General features: G+C 65.6%; 16 protein-coding genes. 5 read left to right on the top strand and 11 right to left on the bottom strand.

The window, feature by feature from the left end; all coding sequences use genetic code 11:
* Positions 1-2: 2 nt before the first annotated feature.
* Entirely contained in the window at positions 3-2,600 is a 2,598-nt protein-coding gene (gene mprF / locus D4754_RS08135; protein ID WP_121062522.1) for a bifunctional lysylphosphatidylglycerol flippase/synthetase MprF, read from the bottom strand.
* Positions 2,601-2,835: 235 nt separating this feature from the next.
* Complete coding sequence (locus D4754_RS08130; protein WP_121062521.1) at positions 2,836-3,321, bottom strand: Lrp/AsnC family transcriptional regulator; 486 nt, start codon at positions 3,319-3,321, stop codon at positions 2,836-2,838.
* Positions 3,322-3,435: 114 nt separating this feature from the next.
* Here D4754_RS08130 and D4754_RS08125 point away from each other — a divergent pair, with 114 nt between their 5' ends.
* Entirely contained in the window at positions 3,436-4,917 is a 1,482-nt protein-coding gene (locus D4754_RS08125; RefSeq protein WP_121062520.1) for an aminotransferase class V-fold PLP-dependent enzyme, read from the top strand.
* Between the two features lie 59 nt (positions 4,918-4,976).
* Here D4754_RS08125 and D4754_RS08120 read toward each other — a convergent pair whose 3' ends face one another.
* From D4754_RS08120 to D4754_RS08100, 5 genes are all read right to left on the bottom strand, one after another.
* Complete coding sequence (locus D4754_RS08120; protein WP_121062519.1) at positions 4,977-6,506, bottom strand: aldehyde dehydrogenase (NADP(+)); 1,530 nt, start codon at positions 6,504-6,506, stop codon at positions 4,977-4,979.
* A gap of 20 nt (positions 6,507-6,526) precedes the next feature.
* Entirely contained in the window at positions 6,527-7,324 is a 798-nt protein-coding gene (locus tag D4754_RS08115; protein ID WP_121062518.1) for an NAD-dependent epimerase/dehydratase family protein, read from the bottom strand.
* A gap of 27 nt (positions 7,325-7,351) precedes the next feature.
* A complete protein-coding gene (locus tag D4754_RS08110; RefSeq protein WP_121062517.1) occupies positions 7,352-8,629 on the bottom strand; it encodes a TRAP transporter large permease in 1,278 nt (425 codons plus the stop codon).
* Positions 8,630-9,145, bottom strand: coding sequence for a TRAP transporter small permease (locus D4754_RS08105; protein ID WP_121062516.1), 516 nt, complete (start codon positions 9,143-9,145; stop codon positions 8,630-8,632). It lies immediately after the preceding gene.
* 67 nt (positions 9,146-9,212) lie between these two features.
* Entirely contained in the window at positions 9,213-10,187 is a 975-nt protein-coding gene (locus D4754_RS08100) for a TRAP transporter substrate-binding protein (protein WP_121062515.1), read from the bottom strand.
* Between the two features lie 156 nt (positions 10,188-10,343).
* On the opposite strand from D4754_RS08100, the gene D4754_RS08095 reads away from it, so the two are divergent.
* The 4 genes from D4754_RS08095 (at position 10,344) to D4754_RS08080 (ending at position 14,050) form a co-directional block, all read left to right on the top strand.
* Positions 10,344-11,081, top strand: a complete 738-nt coding sequence (locus D4754_RS08095) for a FadR/GntR family transcriptional regulator (RefSeq protein WP_121062514.1) — start codon at positions 10,344-10,346, stop codon at positions 11,079-11,081.
* Between the two features lie 73 nt (positions 11,082-11,154).
* Positions 11,155-12,060, top strand: a complete 906-nt coding sequence (kdgD, locus tag D4754_RS08090) for a 5-dehydro-4-deoxyglucarate dehydratase (protein ID WP_121062513.1) — start codon at positions 11,155-11,157, stop codon at positions 12,058-12,060.
* The gene (locus D4754_RS08085) at positions 12,057-13,196 is read left to right on the top strand and encodes a mandelate racemase/muconate lactonizing enzyme family protein (RefSeq protein WP_121062512.1); all 1,140 of its coding nucleotides are present in this window, start codon (positions 12,057-12,059) and stop codon (positions 13,194-13,196) included. Before kdgD ends, D4754_RS08085 begins: the two co-directional genes overlap by 4 nt.
* A complete protein-coding gene (locus tag D4754_RS08080) occupies positions 13,193-14,050 on the top strand; it encodes an amidohydrolase family protein (RefSeq protein WP_121062511.1) in 858 nt (285 codons plus the stop codon). The genes D4754_RS08085 and D4754_RS08080 overlap by 4 nt, the downstream gene beginning before the upstream one ends.
* 265 nt (positions 14,051-14,315) lie before the next feature.
* On the opposite strand, the gene D4754_RS08075 is transcribed toward D4754_RS08080, so the two are convergent.
* The 4 genes from D4754_RS08075 to D4754_RS08060 are packed head-to-tail and all read right to left on the bottom strand — an operon-like array spanning position 14,316 to position 16,902.
* The gene (locus D4754_RS08075) at positions 14,316-14,711 is read right to left on the bottom strand and encodes a PIN domain-containing protein (RefSeq protein WP_121062510.1); all 396 of its coding nucleotides are present in this window, start codon (positions 14,709-14,711) and stop codon (positions 14,316-14,318) included.
* Entirely contained in the window at positions 14,701-14,928 is a 228-nt protein-coding gene (locus D4754_RS08070; protein ID WP_121062509.1) for an AbrB/MazE/SpoVT family DNA-binding domain-containing protein, read from the bottom strand. The genes D4754_RS08075 and D4754_RS08070 overlap by 11 nt, the downstream gene beginning before the upstream one ends.
* A 58-nt stretch (positions 14,929-14,986) precedes the next feature.
* The gene (locus tag D4754_RS08065) at positions 14,987-15,838 is read right to left on the bottom strand and encodes an alpha/beta fold hydrolase (protein WP_121062508.1); all 852 of its coding nucleotides are present in this window, start codon (positions 15,836-15,838) and stop codon (positions 14,987-14,989) included.
* On the bottom strand, positions 15,835-16,902 hold the full coding sequence (locus D4754_RS08060) for a branched-chain amino acid ABC transporter permease (protein WP_121062507.1): 1,068 nt from the start codon (positions 16,900-16,902) through the stop codon (positions 15,835-15,837). The genes D4754_RS08065 and D4754_RS08060 overlap by 4 nt, the downstream gene beginning before the upstream one ends.
* Positions 16,903-16,905: the final 3 nt, after the last annotated feature.

Genomic DNA, 16,905 nt, shown 5'->3' with positions numbered 1-16,905 from the left:
GCCTACTTGCCGATGATCCCGCGCGCCGAGCCGGAGATCAGCCGGGCGGCTTCCGACAGGGGGCCCACGGGCGGCAACGACGTCCGGCAGCAGAAGTACCGCGGGTGCCATTCCGGATCGAACTTGGCCTTGAACCGGCGCAGGCCTTCGAAGCTGTAGAACCGCTGGCCCCGGACATAGATCAGGTTGCCGAACCGCGCCCAGAGCGTCGCCCCCTTGCGCCCGGAAAGCCCCGCGAAGGGCACCATGCCAAGGCTGAAGCGGGTCTTGCCTTCGGCCTTCATGGCCAGCAGCAGCTCGACGAACAGGTATTCCATCGTGCCCGCGGGCACCTGGGCGCCGTGGCGCATCAGGTCGATGGCGGCGCTGCGTCCGGTGTCCATGATATTGGCGAAGGCGCAGACCTCTCCGTTCAGGCGCACCACGGCGATGCGTGTCCGCGCAAGCCACGCGGGATCGAACCGGCCGACCGAGAAACACTTTTCCCGCGCGCTCTGATCGGCCAGCCACGTGTCGGACAGCGGGCGCAGCGCTTCTATCAGGTCCGCACAGGGCGCATCCAGGATCTCGAACGTCAGCCCGTCGCGGCGCGCGCGGTTGAAGGTGGTGCGCAGGCGCTTGCGGTCGGGGCCGTCGAGCGAGAAGCGGGCCAGGGGCACGACCGCCTCCTCTCCCATCTTGTGAAGCTTCAGGCCCATGTCGATGGCCTGCGGCGCAAAGGCGGCGGGCGCTTCGTAGAACACCGGGCGGGAGCCGGCAGCGCGGGCGGCATCGCGGAAATCCCATGCTAGGTCGGCAACATCCTCGGCCACGCCCACGGGCGCGCCCATGGCGATCCATGACTTGCCCTTGACGCCGTAGGCCAGCACCGACTGGCCACCGGGTCCGAACATCAGGGTCTTGTCGCCGGTCAGAATGATCATGTCGGCGCCGTCGCCATGTTCGCCGATGATCGCGGCGGCGCGGGCCAGCGCGGCGGTGTCCGGCGCCTCTGTCGTGGCGCGGGCAACGCGGAGCCCGACATAGAGAAGCACCGCCCCAAGGATCACGCTGCCGGCAAGCGTCGTGCGCCACGCGCTGTCTGCCGGGCTGCCGCCCGCCATCTGCCACCACATCGCGTCGGGCGGCACGGCGCCCACATGCAGCAGAACCGCCGTAACCCCGAACGCGGCCAGCATCGACAGCGCGGCGAACCACCAGCGGCTGGAAAGGACGTTCCGGCTAAGCCGGGCGGTGCGGTAGAACTCCCGACGGCAGGGCCAAAGAAGCAGCGCCATGCCCGCCAGCAGCAACACGCGGGCGGTATCTTCTGTCCGTGTCATCGCAAGGAAAGTGCCCAGCACCAGCGCGCCCAGAACAATCCACAGCGCCAGTTGCGACCGGTGCAGCAGCGGGACGGCCAGAACCGCCAGCAAAGTGCCCAGGATCGACGACACCATCGGCCCGCCTGCCAGCAGGGACAGCGGCAGGATCGTCTCAAGCTCCGCCGCCGCCGGATGCGGCAGGAACCCCGCGAACATCATGAACAGCCCCGCCGCCAGCGCCAGCGCGCCGGTCGCGGCCGGGATCATCGACCGCCCGGCCCGGACGACCGGCATCAGGGAGGGTATCTGCGGCAGGCGGGCGCCGGCGGCGCTCCAGACCTCGGTCAGGGACAGAAGCAGCAGCGCCACCATGAACGGCAGCAGGAAGTAGATGAGACGGTAGAGAAGCAGCCCGGTCACCACGTCCTCCACCGGGACGGTGGCGGGGATGGCGGCGATCACGATGCTTTCGAACACGCCGATGCCGCCGGGCACGTGGCTGGCCACGCCGGCCAGCGTCGCAATGGCGAAGACCGCCAGCAATTCTGTGAACGGTAGCGACCCCGCGGGCAAGAGCAGGTACAAGGCCATCGCGGCCATGACGATATCGACGAAGGTGATGACCAGCTGGCGGATCATGTCGCCGCCCGATGGCGCGGTCAGCCGGAACCGCCCCAGTTTCAGCGCGCCGCCACGCAGGGCGATCGCGGCCCCGATTGCAGCCATGACGGCGCAGAGCGCGATGGACCCCCAGCGCACGGTTTCCGGTGGCCACGGCAAGAGATCCGACAGCGCGCCCGGCAACAGCACCAGCGCCACAAGTCCGATCAGCGTGGACCCGACGCCGAAGGCCGTGGCCGCGAAGGTGGAAATCGCCGCCACCTCGAACGCGTCGAGGCCGAGGGCCGAATAGATCCGGTAACGCACCGCGCCGCCCGACACGGCGCTGAGACCGATGGTGTTGCCAAGTGCGTAACCCAGGAACCCGCCAAGCACGACCGATGACGGGGGCGCCGTCCGCCCGATATAGCGCAGCGCCGACCAGTCATAGCAGATCAGCGCCGCATAGCTGGCCACCGTCGCCGCAAGGGCGCCGGCCACAAGATGCGGCGGCGTGGCCAGCACCTGCTGCATCACCACCCGCATGTCGAGCGGCGCCAGCAGGTGATAGAGCGCATAGGCCCCGGCGATGAACAGCAGGCACGTCACGATCAGCGGCGCGTGCCGCTTCAGGATCACCAGGAACGCGCGCGGTGTGTCCGCCTTGTCGGTGCTGATGATATCGGTCTTCGTCATACGTCCTTCTTCATCCGTTCGCGCCCGCAACCGGGCCCCGTGACCCGGGCACGCTTCATGCCGCCGCCGAACCGTGGTTCGGCAACACTCCCTTGGTAGGTGCTGACGATTACAATTTCCCTAGCCGGGCCATTTCCGGGCCCCAGGGACCGTCACGCCGGCCTCGCGCCGCGGCGCGTGCGCGGATACCTTCATCGTCCGGCCTCAATGTCAACGTGTCCCGGCGGGCTGGTTTTCAGGACTGCAACGCCTGCAGGTCGACGGGGCGATTTTCGATGATGCTTTCCATCGCGAAGAACCCGGTCACCGTCGCCAGATCCACATCGGTGATCAGCCGTTGATAGAACCGGTCATAGTCGGCCATCCCGCGGGTGACGACGCGGACAAGGTAATCCCAGTCGCCCCCGATCCGGTAGAAATCCCGCACCTGCGGCAGGGATTCCACGTGCTTGCGGAACATGTCGGCCCAATCTTTTGAGTGATGCCGCGTGCGGATCATCACGAAGACGGTCAGGTCGAACCCCAGCTCCGCCAGCGCGATCTCGGTCCGGCTGGCCTTGATCAGGCCGCTGCCGTTCAGCCGGTTCAGCCGCCGCCAGCAGGCGTTCTGCGACAGCCCCACCCGGTCGGCCAGATCCCGTTGCGAGATCCGGCCGTCCTTTTGCAGGGCATTCAGGATCGCCATATCGAAACTGTCGATCTTGGTGGCGTTGTCGATCATATGACCCAATTCAGAGTAATTTCCGTAAGTATTGAGTGATGATCGAACGGATCGCGATGGATATCAATAGCGTGAACCCCAAAATCCGCTTTCGTTCTCCGTAAAGGTACCTGAATGTCCAACCCGCACCCCATCGACGCCCCCACCGCCCTGTCCCGTTTCCGCGCCGCGCTGGACGGTCCGGATGCCCTGACCCGCCTGCGCGACGGGCTGATCGGCGAAGGCGTGGAGATCGACGGGCCGTTCGGGCCAAAGCCGCTGGTCTATGCCGATTACGTCGCCTCGGGCCGCGCGCACATGGCGGTGGAACGCTTCGTGATGGAGCATGTGCTGCCCTACTACGCCAACAGCCATACCGAGGCGTCGTTCGTCGGCGCGCACATGACGCGGATGCGCAACGATGCCCGCGCGATCATTGCCCGGGCCTGCGGCGCGGGGCCGGACCATGCCGTGATCTTCTCGGGCTCGGGCGCGACAAGCGGGATCAACCGGGTGGTCACGCTGCTTGGCGCAGGCGGCCCCGCTGCCGAAGGCCGGTACGTGCGGGTGATCGTGGGGCCTTACGAACACCATTCCAACATCCTGCCCTGGCGTGAATCCGGGGCCGAGGTGGTCGAGATCCCGGAATCCCCCATGGGCGGGCCGGACATCGCCGCGCTGCAGGCCGCGTTGGACGGGTCCGCCGAATGCGACCGGGTGATCTGCTCCCTGTCCGCCGTGTCGAACGTGACCGGCATCGTCACCGACGTGCCGACCATAACGCGGATGGTGAAACGGGCGGGCGCCGCGATGGTCTGGGATTACGCCGGCGGCGCACCTTACGTGCCCATCGACATCACGCCCGAACCGGACGCGCCGATCGACGCCATCGTCCTGTCGCCGCACAAGTTCATTGGCGGGCCGGGGGCGTCGGGCGTGCTGCTGCTGCGCCGTGATGCGGTGGTCACCGACAGGCCCAGCTGGCCCGGCGGCGGGACCGTCCGGTTCGTATCGCCCCGGCGGCAGGATTACAGCGCGCAGCTTGAAAACCGCGAGGAGGCGGGAACGCCCAACGTGATCGGCGATATCCGGGCCGCGCTCGCCTTCCTGATCAAGGACGCCATCGGCGCGGGCCATATGCAGGACCGGAACACGGCGCTGACCGCCCGTGCCCTGAAGGCGTGCTCGGGGAATGACATGCTGGAGCTTCTGGGCAATCTGGAGGCCCCTCGCCTGCCGATCTTTTCCTTCCGGGTCCGCGATGGCCGGGGCGGTTACATCCACCAGCAACTGGTCACGCGGATGCTCAGCGACCGTTACGGCATCCAGGCCCGCGGCGGCTGTGCTTGCGCCGGGCCCTATGTGCACCGTTTGCTGGGCATCAGCGACGCGCAATCGGACGCGCTGCGCGACAGCATCCTTGCGGGAAACGAGATGGACAAGCCCGGCTTCACACGCCTGAACTTCAGCGTTCTGATGAGCGACGAGAAGGTCGACTACATCCTTCGGTCGGTCGCGGAACTGGCGGGGGAGGCGGAAGAGCTGGCTGCGGATTACGATTTCGATCCAAGCCACGCGATCTTCTTTCCCCGCCAGACCACCGCAGGGGCCGCCTGAACGAAAACCGGCGGCGACCCGAGGGTCACCGCCGACATTTCAGTCCCATGGAATGTGGATCAGGCTTTGGCCAGATCCTGCGGCAGAACCGCATCGGGCAGGTTCTGGTAGCAGACCGGCCGCAGGAAGCGGCGGATCGACAGGGAGCCGACCGACGTCGCGCCGAAATTGGTGGAGGCCGGGTAAGGCCCGCCATGGACCATGCTGTCGGCCACTTCCACGCCCGTGGGGAAGCCGTTGGCCAGGATCCGGCCCGCCTTGCGTTCCAGGATCGGGAGAAGCTTCGACGCCACGTCCGCGTCACCGTCATCCATCTGCAGCGTCGTGGTCAGCTGGCCTTCGAAGCCCTTCGCAAGCTCGGCCATTTCGTCCACGCCAGACACACGCACCACAAGGCCCAGCGGTCCGAAGACCTCTTCGCCCAGGGCGTGGTCCTGCAGGTAGTTGGAAGCGTCAGTCTCGAACAGGTTCGGCGTGGCCTGACGGCCTTCCGCGTCGGTCTTGACCAGCGTCGACACGGCATTGCGCGCGGCGAACTTGTCCCGGCCCGAACGGTAGGCATCGGCGATGCCGTCGGTCAGCATGGGCTGGGGGCCTGCGGCTTCCAGCGCGGTCTTGGCGGCAGCGACGAAAGCGTCGCCCTCGGCCCCCTTTTCGACCACGGCGATGCCGGGATTGGTGCAGAACTGGCCCGCGCCCATGGTCAGCGACCCGGCCCAGCCTTCACCGATGGCGGCCCCGCGTGCCTTGGCGGCGGCGGGCAGGATGAACATCGGGTTGACGGAACCAAGCTCCCCGAAGAACGGGATCGGAACCGGGCGCTGTGCACACAGGTCGAACAGGGCGCGGCCCGCACCCAGCGACCCGGTGAAGCCCACGGCGTTGATCAGCGGATGCTGAACCAGCGCCTGCGCATATTCACGCTGATCGCCCTGGATCAGGGAGAACGTGCCGGCGGGCATGTCGCAGCTCTTGATCGCGGCAAGGATGGCATCGGCCACGATCTCTCCGGTGCCGGGATGGGCCGGGTGGCCCTTCACGACGACGGGGCAGCCGGCGGCCAGTGCGGCGGCGGTGTCGCCACCTGCTGTCGAAAACGCCAGCGGGAAGTTCGACGCGCCAAAGACGGCCACGGGGCCGATCGGGCGCTGGACCATCTTCAGATCCGGGCGCGGCAGCGGCGCGCGGTCGGGCAGCGCTTCGTCGTGGCGGATGTCGAGGTAATCCTCGCTCCGGATATGGTTCGCGAACATGCGCAGCTGGCCGGTGGTGCGGCCGCGTTCGCCTTGCAGACGGGCCTCGGGCAGGCCGCTTTCCGCGGTGCCGATGGCGGTGATCGCCTCGCCGCGGGCCTCGATCTCGTCTGCGATGGCCTCGAGGAACTTCGCGCGGGTTTCGCGGGACGTGTAGCCATAGGTCCAGAACGCATCTTCCGCAGCCTGTACGGCGCGGTCGACATCGGCGGCGGTGCCGCGCGCAACGTCGAAGCCTTCGCCGGTCAGGGGCGCGGAACGGAACGTGTCGGATCCCCCGACCCATTCGCCTGCGATGAGATGCTTGCCGGTCGGGGTAAAGGTCGTGTCAGCCATGAAGGGGCTCCTACTGAAACTTAGTCTCGATATATGGGCTCGGACGTGAACTTGCCGCCCTGGTAGACGGATTCAGGTGCGTCAGCCGGCGGGCATGGCGCGGCAGCTTCGATCTCGGCGCGGAAGTCCTCGGAATTGTGCTTGGGGCGCCAGCCGATCAGCTTGGCCGTCGATTTGTCCCACCAGCCTTCGTCGTTGTCTGACACGCCCCAGATGACGGGGCAACCCAACATCGGGACGCGGAACACGCATTCCACAAGTGAAACGAAATCGTCCGGCGCCATCCACGTGGCCAGCATCCGCCGGTCGCGGGGTTTTTCGAAGCACGAACCGATGCGGATCAGCGCCGTCTCCTGCCCGAACTTGGAATGATAGAGCGAGGCCATCGCCTCGCCAAAGCACTTGGACACGCCATAAAGCCCGTCGGGCTTCATCGGATCCCTGGTGTCGATCACCTGATCCTGGCGGTAGTAGCCGATGGTGTGGTTCGACGTGGCGAAGAAGATCCGCGGCATCCCGTTGGCGCGCGCGGCTTCGTACAGGTTGTAGACGCCGGTGATGTTGCCGCGCTGGATCATGTCCCACGGACGTTCCACCGATACGCCGCCCAGATGCAGGATCGCGTCGCAATCCTTCACAAGGTCGAACACCGCGGCCTCGTCCCCCAGATCGCAGGGCACGATTTCTTCATGGGGGCCGGCGGCGGGCTCCATTTCCGCAATGTCGGACAGGCGCAGCACGTCGGCCATGTGGCCCAGCCGTTCGCGCGCCAGTTTGCCAAGATTGCCGGCGGCACCGGTGATGAGCAGTCGTTTCATCGGGTCAACTTTCCTATTTCAGCAGGCCTATTTCAGCAGGTTCGGCAGCGTCATCGAGATTGCGGGTACATAGGTCACAAGCAGCAGCGCAACCAGGATGGCGGCATAAAACGGCCAGATCGTCTTGACGGCCTCTTCAATCCGTATCCCCCCCACGACGCAGCCCACGAACAGACACGCGCCCACAGGCGGGGTGCACAGACCAAGGCCCAAGTTCATCATCATGATCACACCGAACTGCACCGGGTCCATGCCCAGCCCGATGACGACGGGCAGGAAGATGGGGGTACAGATCAGAATAAGGGCAGCCATGTCCATGATCATGCCAAGAACCAGCAGCGTGAGGTTCAGAAGCAGCAGGATCACGATCGGGTTGGACGAGATCGAGGTGACGAAGGTCGCCAGGTTGTCCGGCACACGGTAAAGCGCGAGCAGGTAGGCAAAGGCGGATGCCGTGGCCACCAGCAGCATGACCAGCGCGGTGGTCCGCACCGCGGCCAGCACGGCGGCCTTGAAGCCTGACCATGTCAGCTCGCGGTAGACGAAGACGGTCACGACCAGCGCCCAGATGGCGCCGAAGGCACCGGATTCCGTCACGGTCATCACGCCCGACAGCACGCCGCCGACGATGATGATCGCCGTCATCAGACCGGGGATCGCAACGATGAAGCTGACCAGCAGCGCGTTCCAGCCCGGGAACTCTTCCGACGGATAGCCGCGTTTCACCGCGACGTACCAGGCGACGATGCCAAGGCACAGGCACATCAGCATGCCCGGCACGATGCCCGCGATGAACAGCTGGGAAACGGAAACGCCCCCGGCCGCCACGGCAAACAGGATCATGTTGTGCGACGGCGGGATGACGACGCCCGCGACCGACGATGTCACGGTCACGTTCACGGCATAATCCGCGTCGTAGCCCTTTTCCTTCATCACCGGCATCAGGATCGACCCCAGCGCCGACGTATCCGCCACGGCGGAGCCCGAGATCCCGCCGAACAGCATCGACGACACCACATTCACGACGCCAAGCCCCCCGCGGGATTTGCCCACGGCGCTGGCGGCAAGGCGGACAAGGCGGCCGGCAATGCCGCCCTGCATCATCAGTTCGCCCGCGAAGATGAAGAAGGGGATGGCCAGCAGCGAAAAGACGGAAATGCCCGACAGGATGCGCTGGAACCCGATGAACATCGGCAGGCCCTCGTACAGGAAGCCTCCGACAGTGGCGAGGCCAAGGGCCAGGGCAACCGGCATGCCTGCGATCAGGCCAAGGCCGAAGATGCCGAAAAGAAGTGCAAGGCCCATTCAGTGCTCCGTCAGGTCGTCGCCACGCCACAGCGCGACAAGGTGATATAATGAGAACAGAACACTCAGCACGCCGCAGATCGCCATCGGCACGGCGCGCCAGCCTTCGGCGATGCCCAGCATCGGGATGCGGCGGCGCCATGTCTTGTCGGCGAGCTCATAGCCGTACCAGGCAAGATAGCAGCCGAAGATGATCACGCCGATCACGGCGATCCAGCGCAGTGGGATGCGGATCCGGTCGGGGAACATCTCGCGGATGAATTCGATGGACAGGTGGGATTTCGTCCAGATCCCGGCGGCAGCCCCCAGGAAGGTGATCCAGCAGACCAGCAGCAGGGCCGCCTGCTCGACCCATGTGGGCGTGTCGTTCAGAACGTAGCGGCCGAAGACCAGCCAGCCGAAGATCGCGATCAACGCCACCAGCTGAACTCCGGCGACGGTCATGCAGGCCATGGCGGCCATGTCACAGGCGCGTTCGACGGGGCCGCGCTCTGCGAGGGGTCTTGGAAGGGTCATGACCTTCTCCGGCAGGGACAGAAAGACCCCGGCCCGTGATCGGACCGGGGCATCATTGGACCAGGATTCAGCTGGTGGACTGGATATCCTTGATCAGCTTTTCCAGATCCGGGTTCGCCTCGATGAACTTCTCGTAGACAGGGCCCATCTTGTCCTGGAAGGCTTTCGGGTCCTGCACTTCGTTGATCTGCGAACCGGCGGCTTCCACCTTGGCGCGGCTGGCCTTTTCGCGTTCGGCCCACAGCGCGCGCTGTTCCTTGGCCGCGGCGACGGCCGCTTCCTTCACGATCGCCTGGTCTTCTTCCGACAGGCTTTCCCACGTGTCGACCGACACGCACAGGCATTCCGGAATGATCAGGTGGTTGGTGATCGAATAGTAGGGCGCCACTTCGAAGTGGTTCGAACTGTCGTAGGACGGGTAGTTGTTTTCCGCACCGTCGATCACGCCGGTTTTCAGCGACTGGTAGACTTCGCCATAGGCCATCGGCGTGGCGTTGCCGCCCAGCTGGTCGACCATGTCGACATACAGGTCGTTGTTCATGACGCGGAACTTCATGCCCTTTACGTCATCCGGCGTCTGGATCGCCTTCGAGGTGGTGTAGAACGACCGCGAACCGCTGTCGAACCAGCTGAGCGCCACAAGCCCCTCTTCCGCCAGCGCGTCCGAGAAGCGTTCGCCGATCTCGCCGTCCATCACCTTGTGCATCTGGTCGACGTCCTGGAAGATGAACGGCAGCGACAGCACGTTGGTGGCGGGCACGATCTGGCCCATCGGGCCCATGTTGAAGTTCGCGAAATCCAGCCCGCCGTTGCGCACCTGTTCGATGGCATCGGGCTGCGCGCCCAGAACCGCGTTGTGGTAGACCTGCGGTTCGATCCGGCCGTCTGTCTTTTCAGCAACCTCGGCGGCGAACGTCTCGAGCGCGATCGAGTTCGGGTAATCTTCGGGGTGAATGTTCCAGCCGCGCCAGTCGTCCGCAAAGGCCGGGGCTGCAACGAAGGCCGCGAAGGCGCACGAAAGCGCGATTCGATTGAAAGTCATCAGGAGTCCTCCCTGTTTTTGTCAGCGGCAGGCACCGCCGGTATGGCGAGGTATGCGAAATCATCTGATAAGTTGTCAATACATATGATGCATTGCGACTGGCATTTGACAAAGTGGTCGTATATCCGGTTAACCTTCCCCGAAAAGGATAGGGACATGGCGCAGATCTCAACCGGCAAGCCAGCACCGCGGCCGCGGCGCAACCTTGTGGCAGAGGTCGCGGACGGCCTGCGGGCCCAGATCACCGAAGGCAGGTTCGCCGTCGGCGACAGGCTCCCGTCCGAAGCCCAGCTGACAGACGCGTTTTCCGTCTCCCGCACCGTCGTGCGCGAGGCCATCGCGGCCCTGCGCGCCGACGGGCTGGTGGAACCGCGGCAAGGTGCCGGCGTCTTCGTTCTGGAACCCGTGGCCGCCGCGCAGAAACCGTTCCAGATCGTCGACCTGGACAAGATTTCCTCTATAATCGAGATGCTTGAGCTGCGAACGGCCGTCGAAATGGAGGCCGCCGCACTGGCCGCGGCCCGCCGCTCCCCCGCCCAGGAAGAAGAGATCTACGAGGCCGAATCGGAAATCCGCGCACTGGCCGAGGCCGGCCACGCCACGACCGAGGCCGATTTCCGCTTCCACCTTGCCATTGCCCGCGCCGCCAACAACCCGCGCTTCGCAGAGTTCCTGAGCGTTCTGGGCGCCACCGTCATCCCGCGCTCGGCCCTGCAAAGCGTCGGGCGCCAGCGCAGTTCCGACAGCTACATCGCGCTGATATCCGGCGAACACCGTGCCATCGCCGATGCCATCGCCGCCGGGGACCCGGACACCGCCCGCGACGCGATGCGCCACCACCTGAAGGGCAGCCAGCAGCGGTATCGCAATCTTCTGCGCGACTCCTCCAAATAGGTCATACAACTTGTTGACACCTATCAGGGATGTCGGCTAGCTCTGGGCCAATCCCGAAACACCGGAGCGCGACATGGACCCGAACGATCTGAAAACAGCCCTTGGCTCTGGGCTTTTGTCCTTCCCTGTGACCCCGTTCGGTGAAGACGGCGCGTTCAACCGCCCGGTCTACGAAGACCATGTGGGATGGCTGGCGGGCTACCCGGCCGCAACGTTGTTCGCCGCCGGTGGCACGGGCGAATTCTTCTCGCTGAAACCGTCCGAGATCCCGGAAATCGTGACGGCCGCGAAGGCGTCGGCAGGCGACATCCCCATCGTTTCGGGCTGCGGCTATGGCACGGAGATCGCGGTGGACATCGCGCAGGCCGCCGAAAAGGCCGGCGCCGACGGTATCCTGCTGATCCCGCATTACCTGATCGATGCCCCGCAGGAAGGCCTCTACGCCCACGTCAAGAAGGTCTGCCAGTCCATCGGCATCGGCGTGATGGTCTACAACCGCGATAACTCAATCCTGCAGCCCGACACCCTGGCGCGGCTGTGCGACGACTGCCCGAACCTGATCGCGTTCAAGGACGGATCGGGCGATATCGGATTGGTGCGCCAGGTCACCGCGAAGATGGGCGACCGGCTGATGTACCTGGGCGGCATGCCCACGGCAGAACTGTTCGCCGAAGCTTACCTGGGCGCGGGCTTCACCACCTATTCCTCGGCCGTGTTCAACTTCGTCCCCGGTCTCGCCATCGAATTCTACGACCGTCTGCGCGCCGGTGACCGGGCCCATTGCGAAAAGATCCTGAACGAATTCTTCTACCCGTTCATGGAAATCCGGAACCGCTCCAAGGGCTATGCCGTCTCTGCCATCAAGGCGGGCGTGCGCGCACAGGGCTTCGCCGTCGGGCCGGTACGGTCCCCGCTGACCGATCTGGACGAGGCCGAGATGGGCATGATGGCCGACCTGATCGCCCCCTACAAACGATGAAGATAGCGGCCGTCCATACCCACCTTCTGGAACACGTGCTGGACACCCCGTTCCAGAGCGCGTCGATGCGCTTCGACCGGCGCCAGCATCTGCTGGTCGAGGTGATCTGCGATGACGGCACGGTGGGCTGGGGCGAATGCCTTGGCCCCGCCGGGCCCAATCGCGCGGTGGTGCAGGCCTATGCGGGCTGGCTGGTCGGCATGGACCCGCTGGAGACGGAAAAGATCTGGGCGGTCCTCTACAACGCGCTACGCGATCAGGGGCAGCGGGGGCTGACCGTCACCGCGCTTTCGGGCATCGACGTCGCGCTGTGGGACATCAAGGGCAAGCACTTCGGCGTCCCCGTCTCCACCCTTCTGGGCGGGCGCTTCCGTGAAACGGTCCGCGCCTATGCCACCGGCGCGTTCAAGCGCGATGGCGTCGACCGGGTGACCGACAACGCGGAAGAAGCCGCGCGCCACCGCGCCGCCGGTTTCCACGCGATGAAGATCAAGATCGGGTTCGACTACCACGAAGACCTTGCCGTCATCCGCGCCGTGCGCGACGCGATGGGCGATGACATGCGCCTGATGATCGACGGCAACCACGGCTATGACACGGTCGAGGCGATCCGCGTCGGCCGCGCCGCGGCCCAATACGATGTCGACTGGTTCGAAGAACCGGTGACGCCAGAACACCTGTCCGCCTATCGCGAGATCCGCACCAAGCTACCGATCCCGGTTGCGGGCGGCGAGACATGGCACACCCGCTGGGGCATGCGCGACCCGGTGGAGACGCGGGCCGTCGATATCCTGCAGCCCGATCTGTGTGGCTGCGGCGGGTTTACCGAGATGAAGCGCATCGCCGATCTGGCCGCTTTGCACAATATCCGCGTGGTCCCCCATGTCTGGGGCACGGCGGTGCAGATCGCGGCCTCGCTCCAGTTCATGGCGGCGATGGTCCCGAACCCCGTCCGCGTGAACCCGGTGGAGCCGATCCTGGAATTCGACCGGACCGACAATCCCTTCCGCCAGGCCGTCATCACCAAGCCTATCGAGCACGAGAACGGCGTCGTCACCATCCCCGACAGCCCCGGCCTGGGGATCGAGATCAGCCGCGACGCGCTGAAAGAGTTCGCGCCGAAGGAGCCTTCATGATCGACCGCAAACTGACCGGAGACCGTCCGGCGATCCGCATGCCGGAAGGCGCCATCGACAGCCAGTGCCACATGTACCTGCCGGGCTACCCTGCCCTGCCCGGAGGTCCGCCGAACCCGCCCGATCCGCTGCCGACGCCGTCGATGTACCTGCAGATGGCGGCGTGGCTGGGCATCGACCGGGTCGTCGTCACGCAGGGCAACGCGCAGCAGGGCGACAATTCCAACCTTCTGGCCTGCTTGGCGGAACTGGGGGACATGGCCCGCGGCGTCGGCTCCATCGACAGCGAAACGTCGGACGCCGAGATGCAGCGCCTGACCGATGGCGGTATCGTCGGCGCGCGGATCATGGATCTGCCGGGCGGTGCCGTGGGCCTGTCCCAGCTGGAGGCGGTCGATGCCAAGGCCAAGGCCCATGGCTGGAAGATGGCCGTGCAGTTCGACGGCAACACCATCCTCGACCACGAAGATCGGCTGAAGGCCCTGCAATCCGACTGGATCTTCGACCACCACGGCAAGTTCTTCGTCGGCGCCGCGCCGGACGGCCCGGAAATCGCCGCCGTGAAACGTCTGATCGACACCGGCAAGTGCTGGTTCAAGCTGGCCGGATGCTACGAAAGCTCGCAAGCCGGCGCGCCCGAATTCGCCGACATCGCTGCCAACACGCGCGAGATCGCGGCCCACGCGCCCGACCGTTTGTTGTGGGGCACAAACTGGCCGCACAACCTGATCAAGACAACCGAGGATTATCCCGACGATGCGGTGCTTCTCGACACCGTGCTGGGCTGGCTGGATGCCGAGACCATGAAGAAAACCGTGCTGGACAATCCGGAAATGTTCTTCGGATTTTCCTGACGATAGCCCCTTCGCCCCTACCGCCGGGCGAAGGGGTCACAAAATCCGCTGATCCCGCGCGATCGTCGTCGCCTGTGTCCGGTTGGTCACGCCGATCTTGCGGTAGAGCGTCTCGATGTGAAGCGGCGATGCACCGGGCGCTGAGCGGCATCGAAACCCGCGCGAAACGCGACGACCTGTCCCCTGCCGACCTGAAGGCGCTGGCCCCCGCTATGGGCCGAAAGCCGCGGCGCGTTGCAGGACCGGCTGGGCGCCGGACGGGCGTTCAGGCGAAGGGATTGACCAGCCGCAACTGGCCTTCGACCAGAAGGCCGGTGTGCATGTCCTCGGTCAGCAGCGTGTCGCAGCCCGCCAGCAAGGCGGCCGCCACGATCATCGCGTCGTAGACGGAAAAGCCGTATCGCTCGGCCAACGCGCGGCCGATGCGATGTGTCCGGGGTGTGAGGTCCGTCACCCGGCACAGGGTTTCGATGCCGGTCAGGAACGCGCCCGCCTCCTCCCAGCTCAGGCCGGCCTTGCGGCGGCAGTTGACCAGCGCTTCGTTCAGGACCTGCACGCTGATGCAGGGGTGCTCCGCCAGCAGCGTCTCGGCCCGGTCGGCCTTCGGGCCGTCGTCGAGAAGATAGAGAATGACGTTCGTGTCGAGGAACTCACCGCTCATGCGCGGCGTCACGGCTTAGCCGTTCGCCCGCAGGCAGGCGGCCGCGAAAACGGCGGAGCCCCGCCAGAACCTCGTCCGCGCGGGGCTGGCGGGTGACGCTCAGACCGTCGTCTCCGGGCACAAGATCGATGCTGTCGCCTTCCTTCAGGTCCAACCGGCGCACAAGATCCGCCGGCAGGCGCACAGCCAGCGAGTTGCCCCATTTCGCGATCTGCATGTTGGTGTCCTCCGGTCTGGATATACAATTCGCAATGTATATCCTTTACCGCCGGATTTCAATCCGCGCGGACCAGCTCCGCCAGCAGGTCCCGCACCAGCCGGATGTCCTCGTCACGGGACAGGCTGGGCGCATGGCCGCAGTCGAACTCCGTCACGCCGGGTTTCGGGCCGCGGCTTTGCATCATCTGCAGGATCTCGGCCGTCAGCAGGTCGGACTGCCGCCCCCGCAACACGTGGCAGGGCGTGGAGATGCGGGCGTATCGGTCCCAGCTTGTCAGCTCCTCGCGCGAGGCCACGAACTGGATCGTGATCTTCGGATCGTAGTGCAGGGTCAGCGATCCATCCGGGTTGCGCCGAACCGACGTCCGCGCCATCCGCCGCCAGAACGCATCCCCCGCCGGACCGAAGGGACGGTAGACAGCGCGGAGCCACGCTTCCGCCTCGGTCAATGTGGCGAAGACCGGCGGTTCGCCCACGTAACTCACGATCCGCTGGATCGCGGCGACGGGCACGTCGGGGCCGATATCGTTGATCAGCAGGCAGGACAGCCGGTCTGCATGGGGCCCGGAGGCCAGCCGCATCCCGATCATGCCGCCCAGCGACGTGCCGAGCCATGCCACCTTGTCGAAGCCGAAATGATCCAGCAGATCGGCGGCGATCCCGGCGTAGTAGTCGATGGAGTACTCGGCCTCGGGATCATGCGACCAGCTGGACAGGCCCCGCCCGATCGTGTCGGGGCAGATCACGTGGTACTGGTCCGACAGCGCGCTGGCGAGCTCGTCGAAATCCCGCCCCGTGCGCGCCAGCCCGTGCCACATCACCAGCGGCGTGTTGCCGGGCGTGCCCCATTCGGTGACGTGGACCTCGTGATCCATTACCGGCACGAAGGAGAAGCACGGCGCGCTCAACTCCGCGCCCCGCGGGCCATCGCGGTGCCGGCGATGCCTTTCGGGAAGAAGTAGACCAGCAGGATGAAGATGATCCCCAGCCAGAACAGCCAACGGTCGGGTGCCAGCAGTTCGGGCAGGACGGGGATACCGGCCAGCGCCTCGGACGCGGCGCCCATCAGGTCGCGCAGGTAATATTGCGCCATCACCATCAGGACCGCCCCGATCACCGCGCCCCACATCGTGCCCATGCCGCCGATCACGACCATCAGCAGGATGTCGATCATGATCGCGAAGGACAGCGACGTGTCGGGCCCGGTGTATTTCAGCCAGACGGCATAGACCGTCCCCGCCAGCGACGCGACCGTGGCCGACAGGCAGAAGATGAAGGTCCGGTAGGCCACGACGCGATAGCCGATGGCCTCGGCCCTTGCCTCGTTCTCGCGGATGGCTTCAAGGACGGTGCCAAGGGGCGACCGCACGAAGCGCAGCATCAGGACGAAGAGGATGAGCGACGAGAAGAAGACAAAGTAATACGCCGCCAGCTTCCCGTTCAACCGCACGTCGAAGATCCGCAGCACCTTTCCGTCGGCATCGGTCAGGAGCTTCGTGGCCGGTTTGAAGAGGTCCGGCGCGCGGTAGGTGATCCCGTCCTCGCCCCCCGTCAATTGCGACAGTTGCGAGACGAGCACCAGCACCACCGACGCGGCGGCGAGCGTGATCATCGCGAAGAAGATAGCCTTTACCCGCAAGCTGAGAAGCCCGATGGCCACGGCCAGAACCAGCGACACGGCAACGCCCGCGATGGCGCCAAGGATCACGGCGTCCCAGCCCGGGCCCATCGTCTTCAGCAAAATCGCGGCCCCGTAGGCGCCGAAGCCGAAGAACATGGTGTGGGCAAAGCTCACGATGCCGGTATAGCCGATCAGCAGATCGTAGCTGGCCACCAGCACGATGAAGATGCAGATCCGCGCGGCCACTTCCAGCGACCGGACGTTCTGGAACAGGAACGGCGCGAAGAGAAGCAGCGCGGCGATGGCCAGCACGACGAGCTTCACGACAAGGGTTCCGGTGGTCTGTTTCATGGT

Source organism: Chachezhania antarctica, assembly GCF_003646465.1.
Taxonomy (GTDB): domain Bacteria; phylum Pseudomonadota; class Alphaproteobacteria; order Rhodobacterales; family Rhodobacteraceae; genus Chachezhania; species Chachezhania antarctica.
This window is presented reverse-complemented; position numbering and strand designations above follow the sequence as displayed.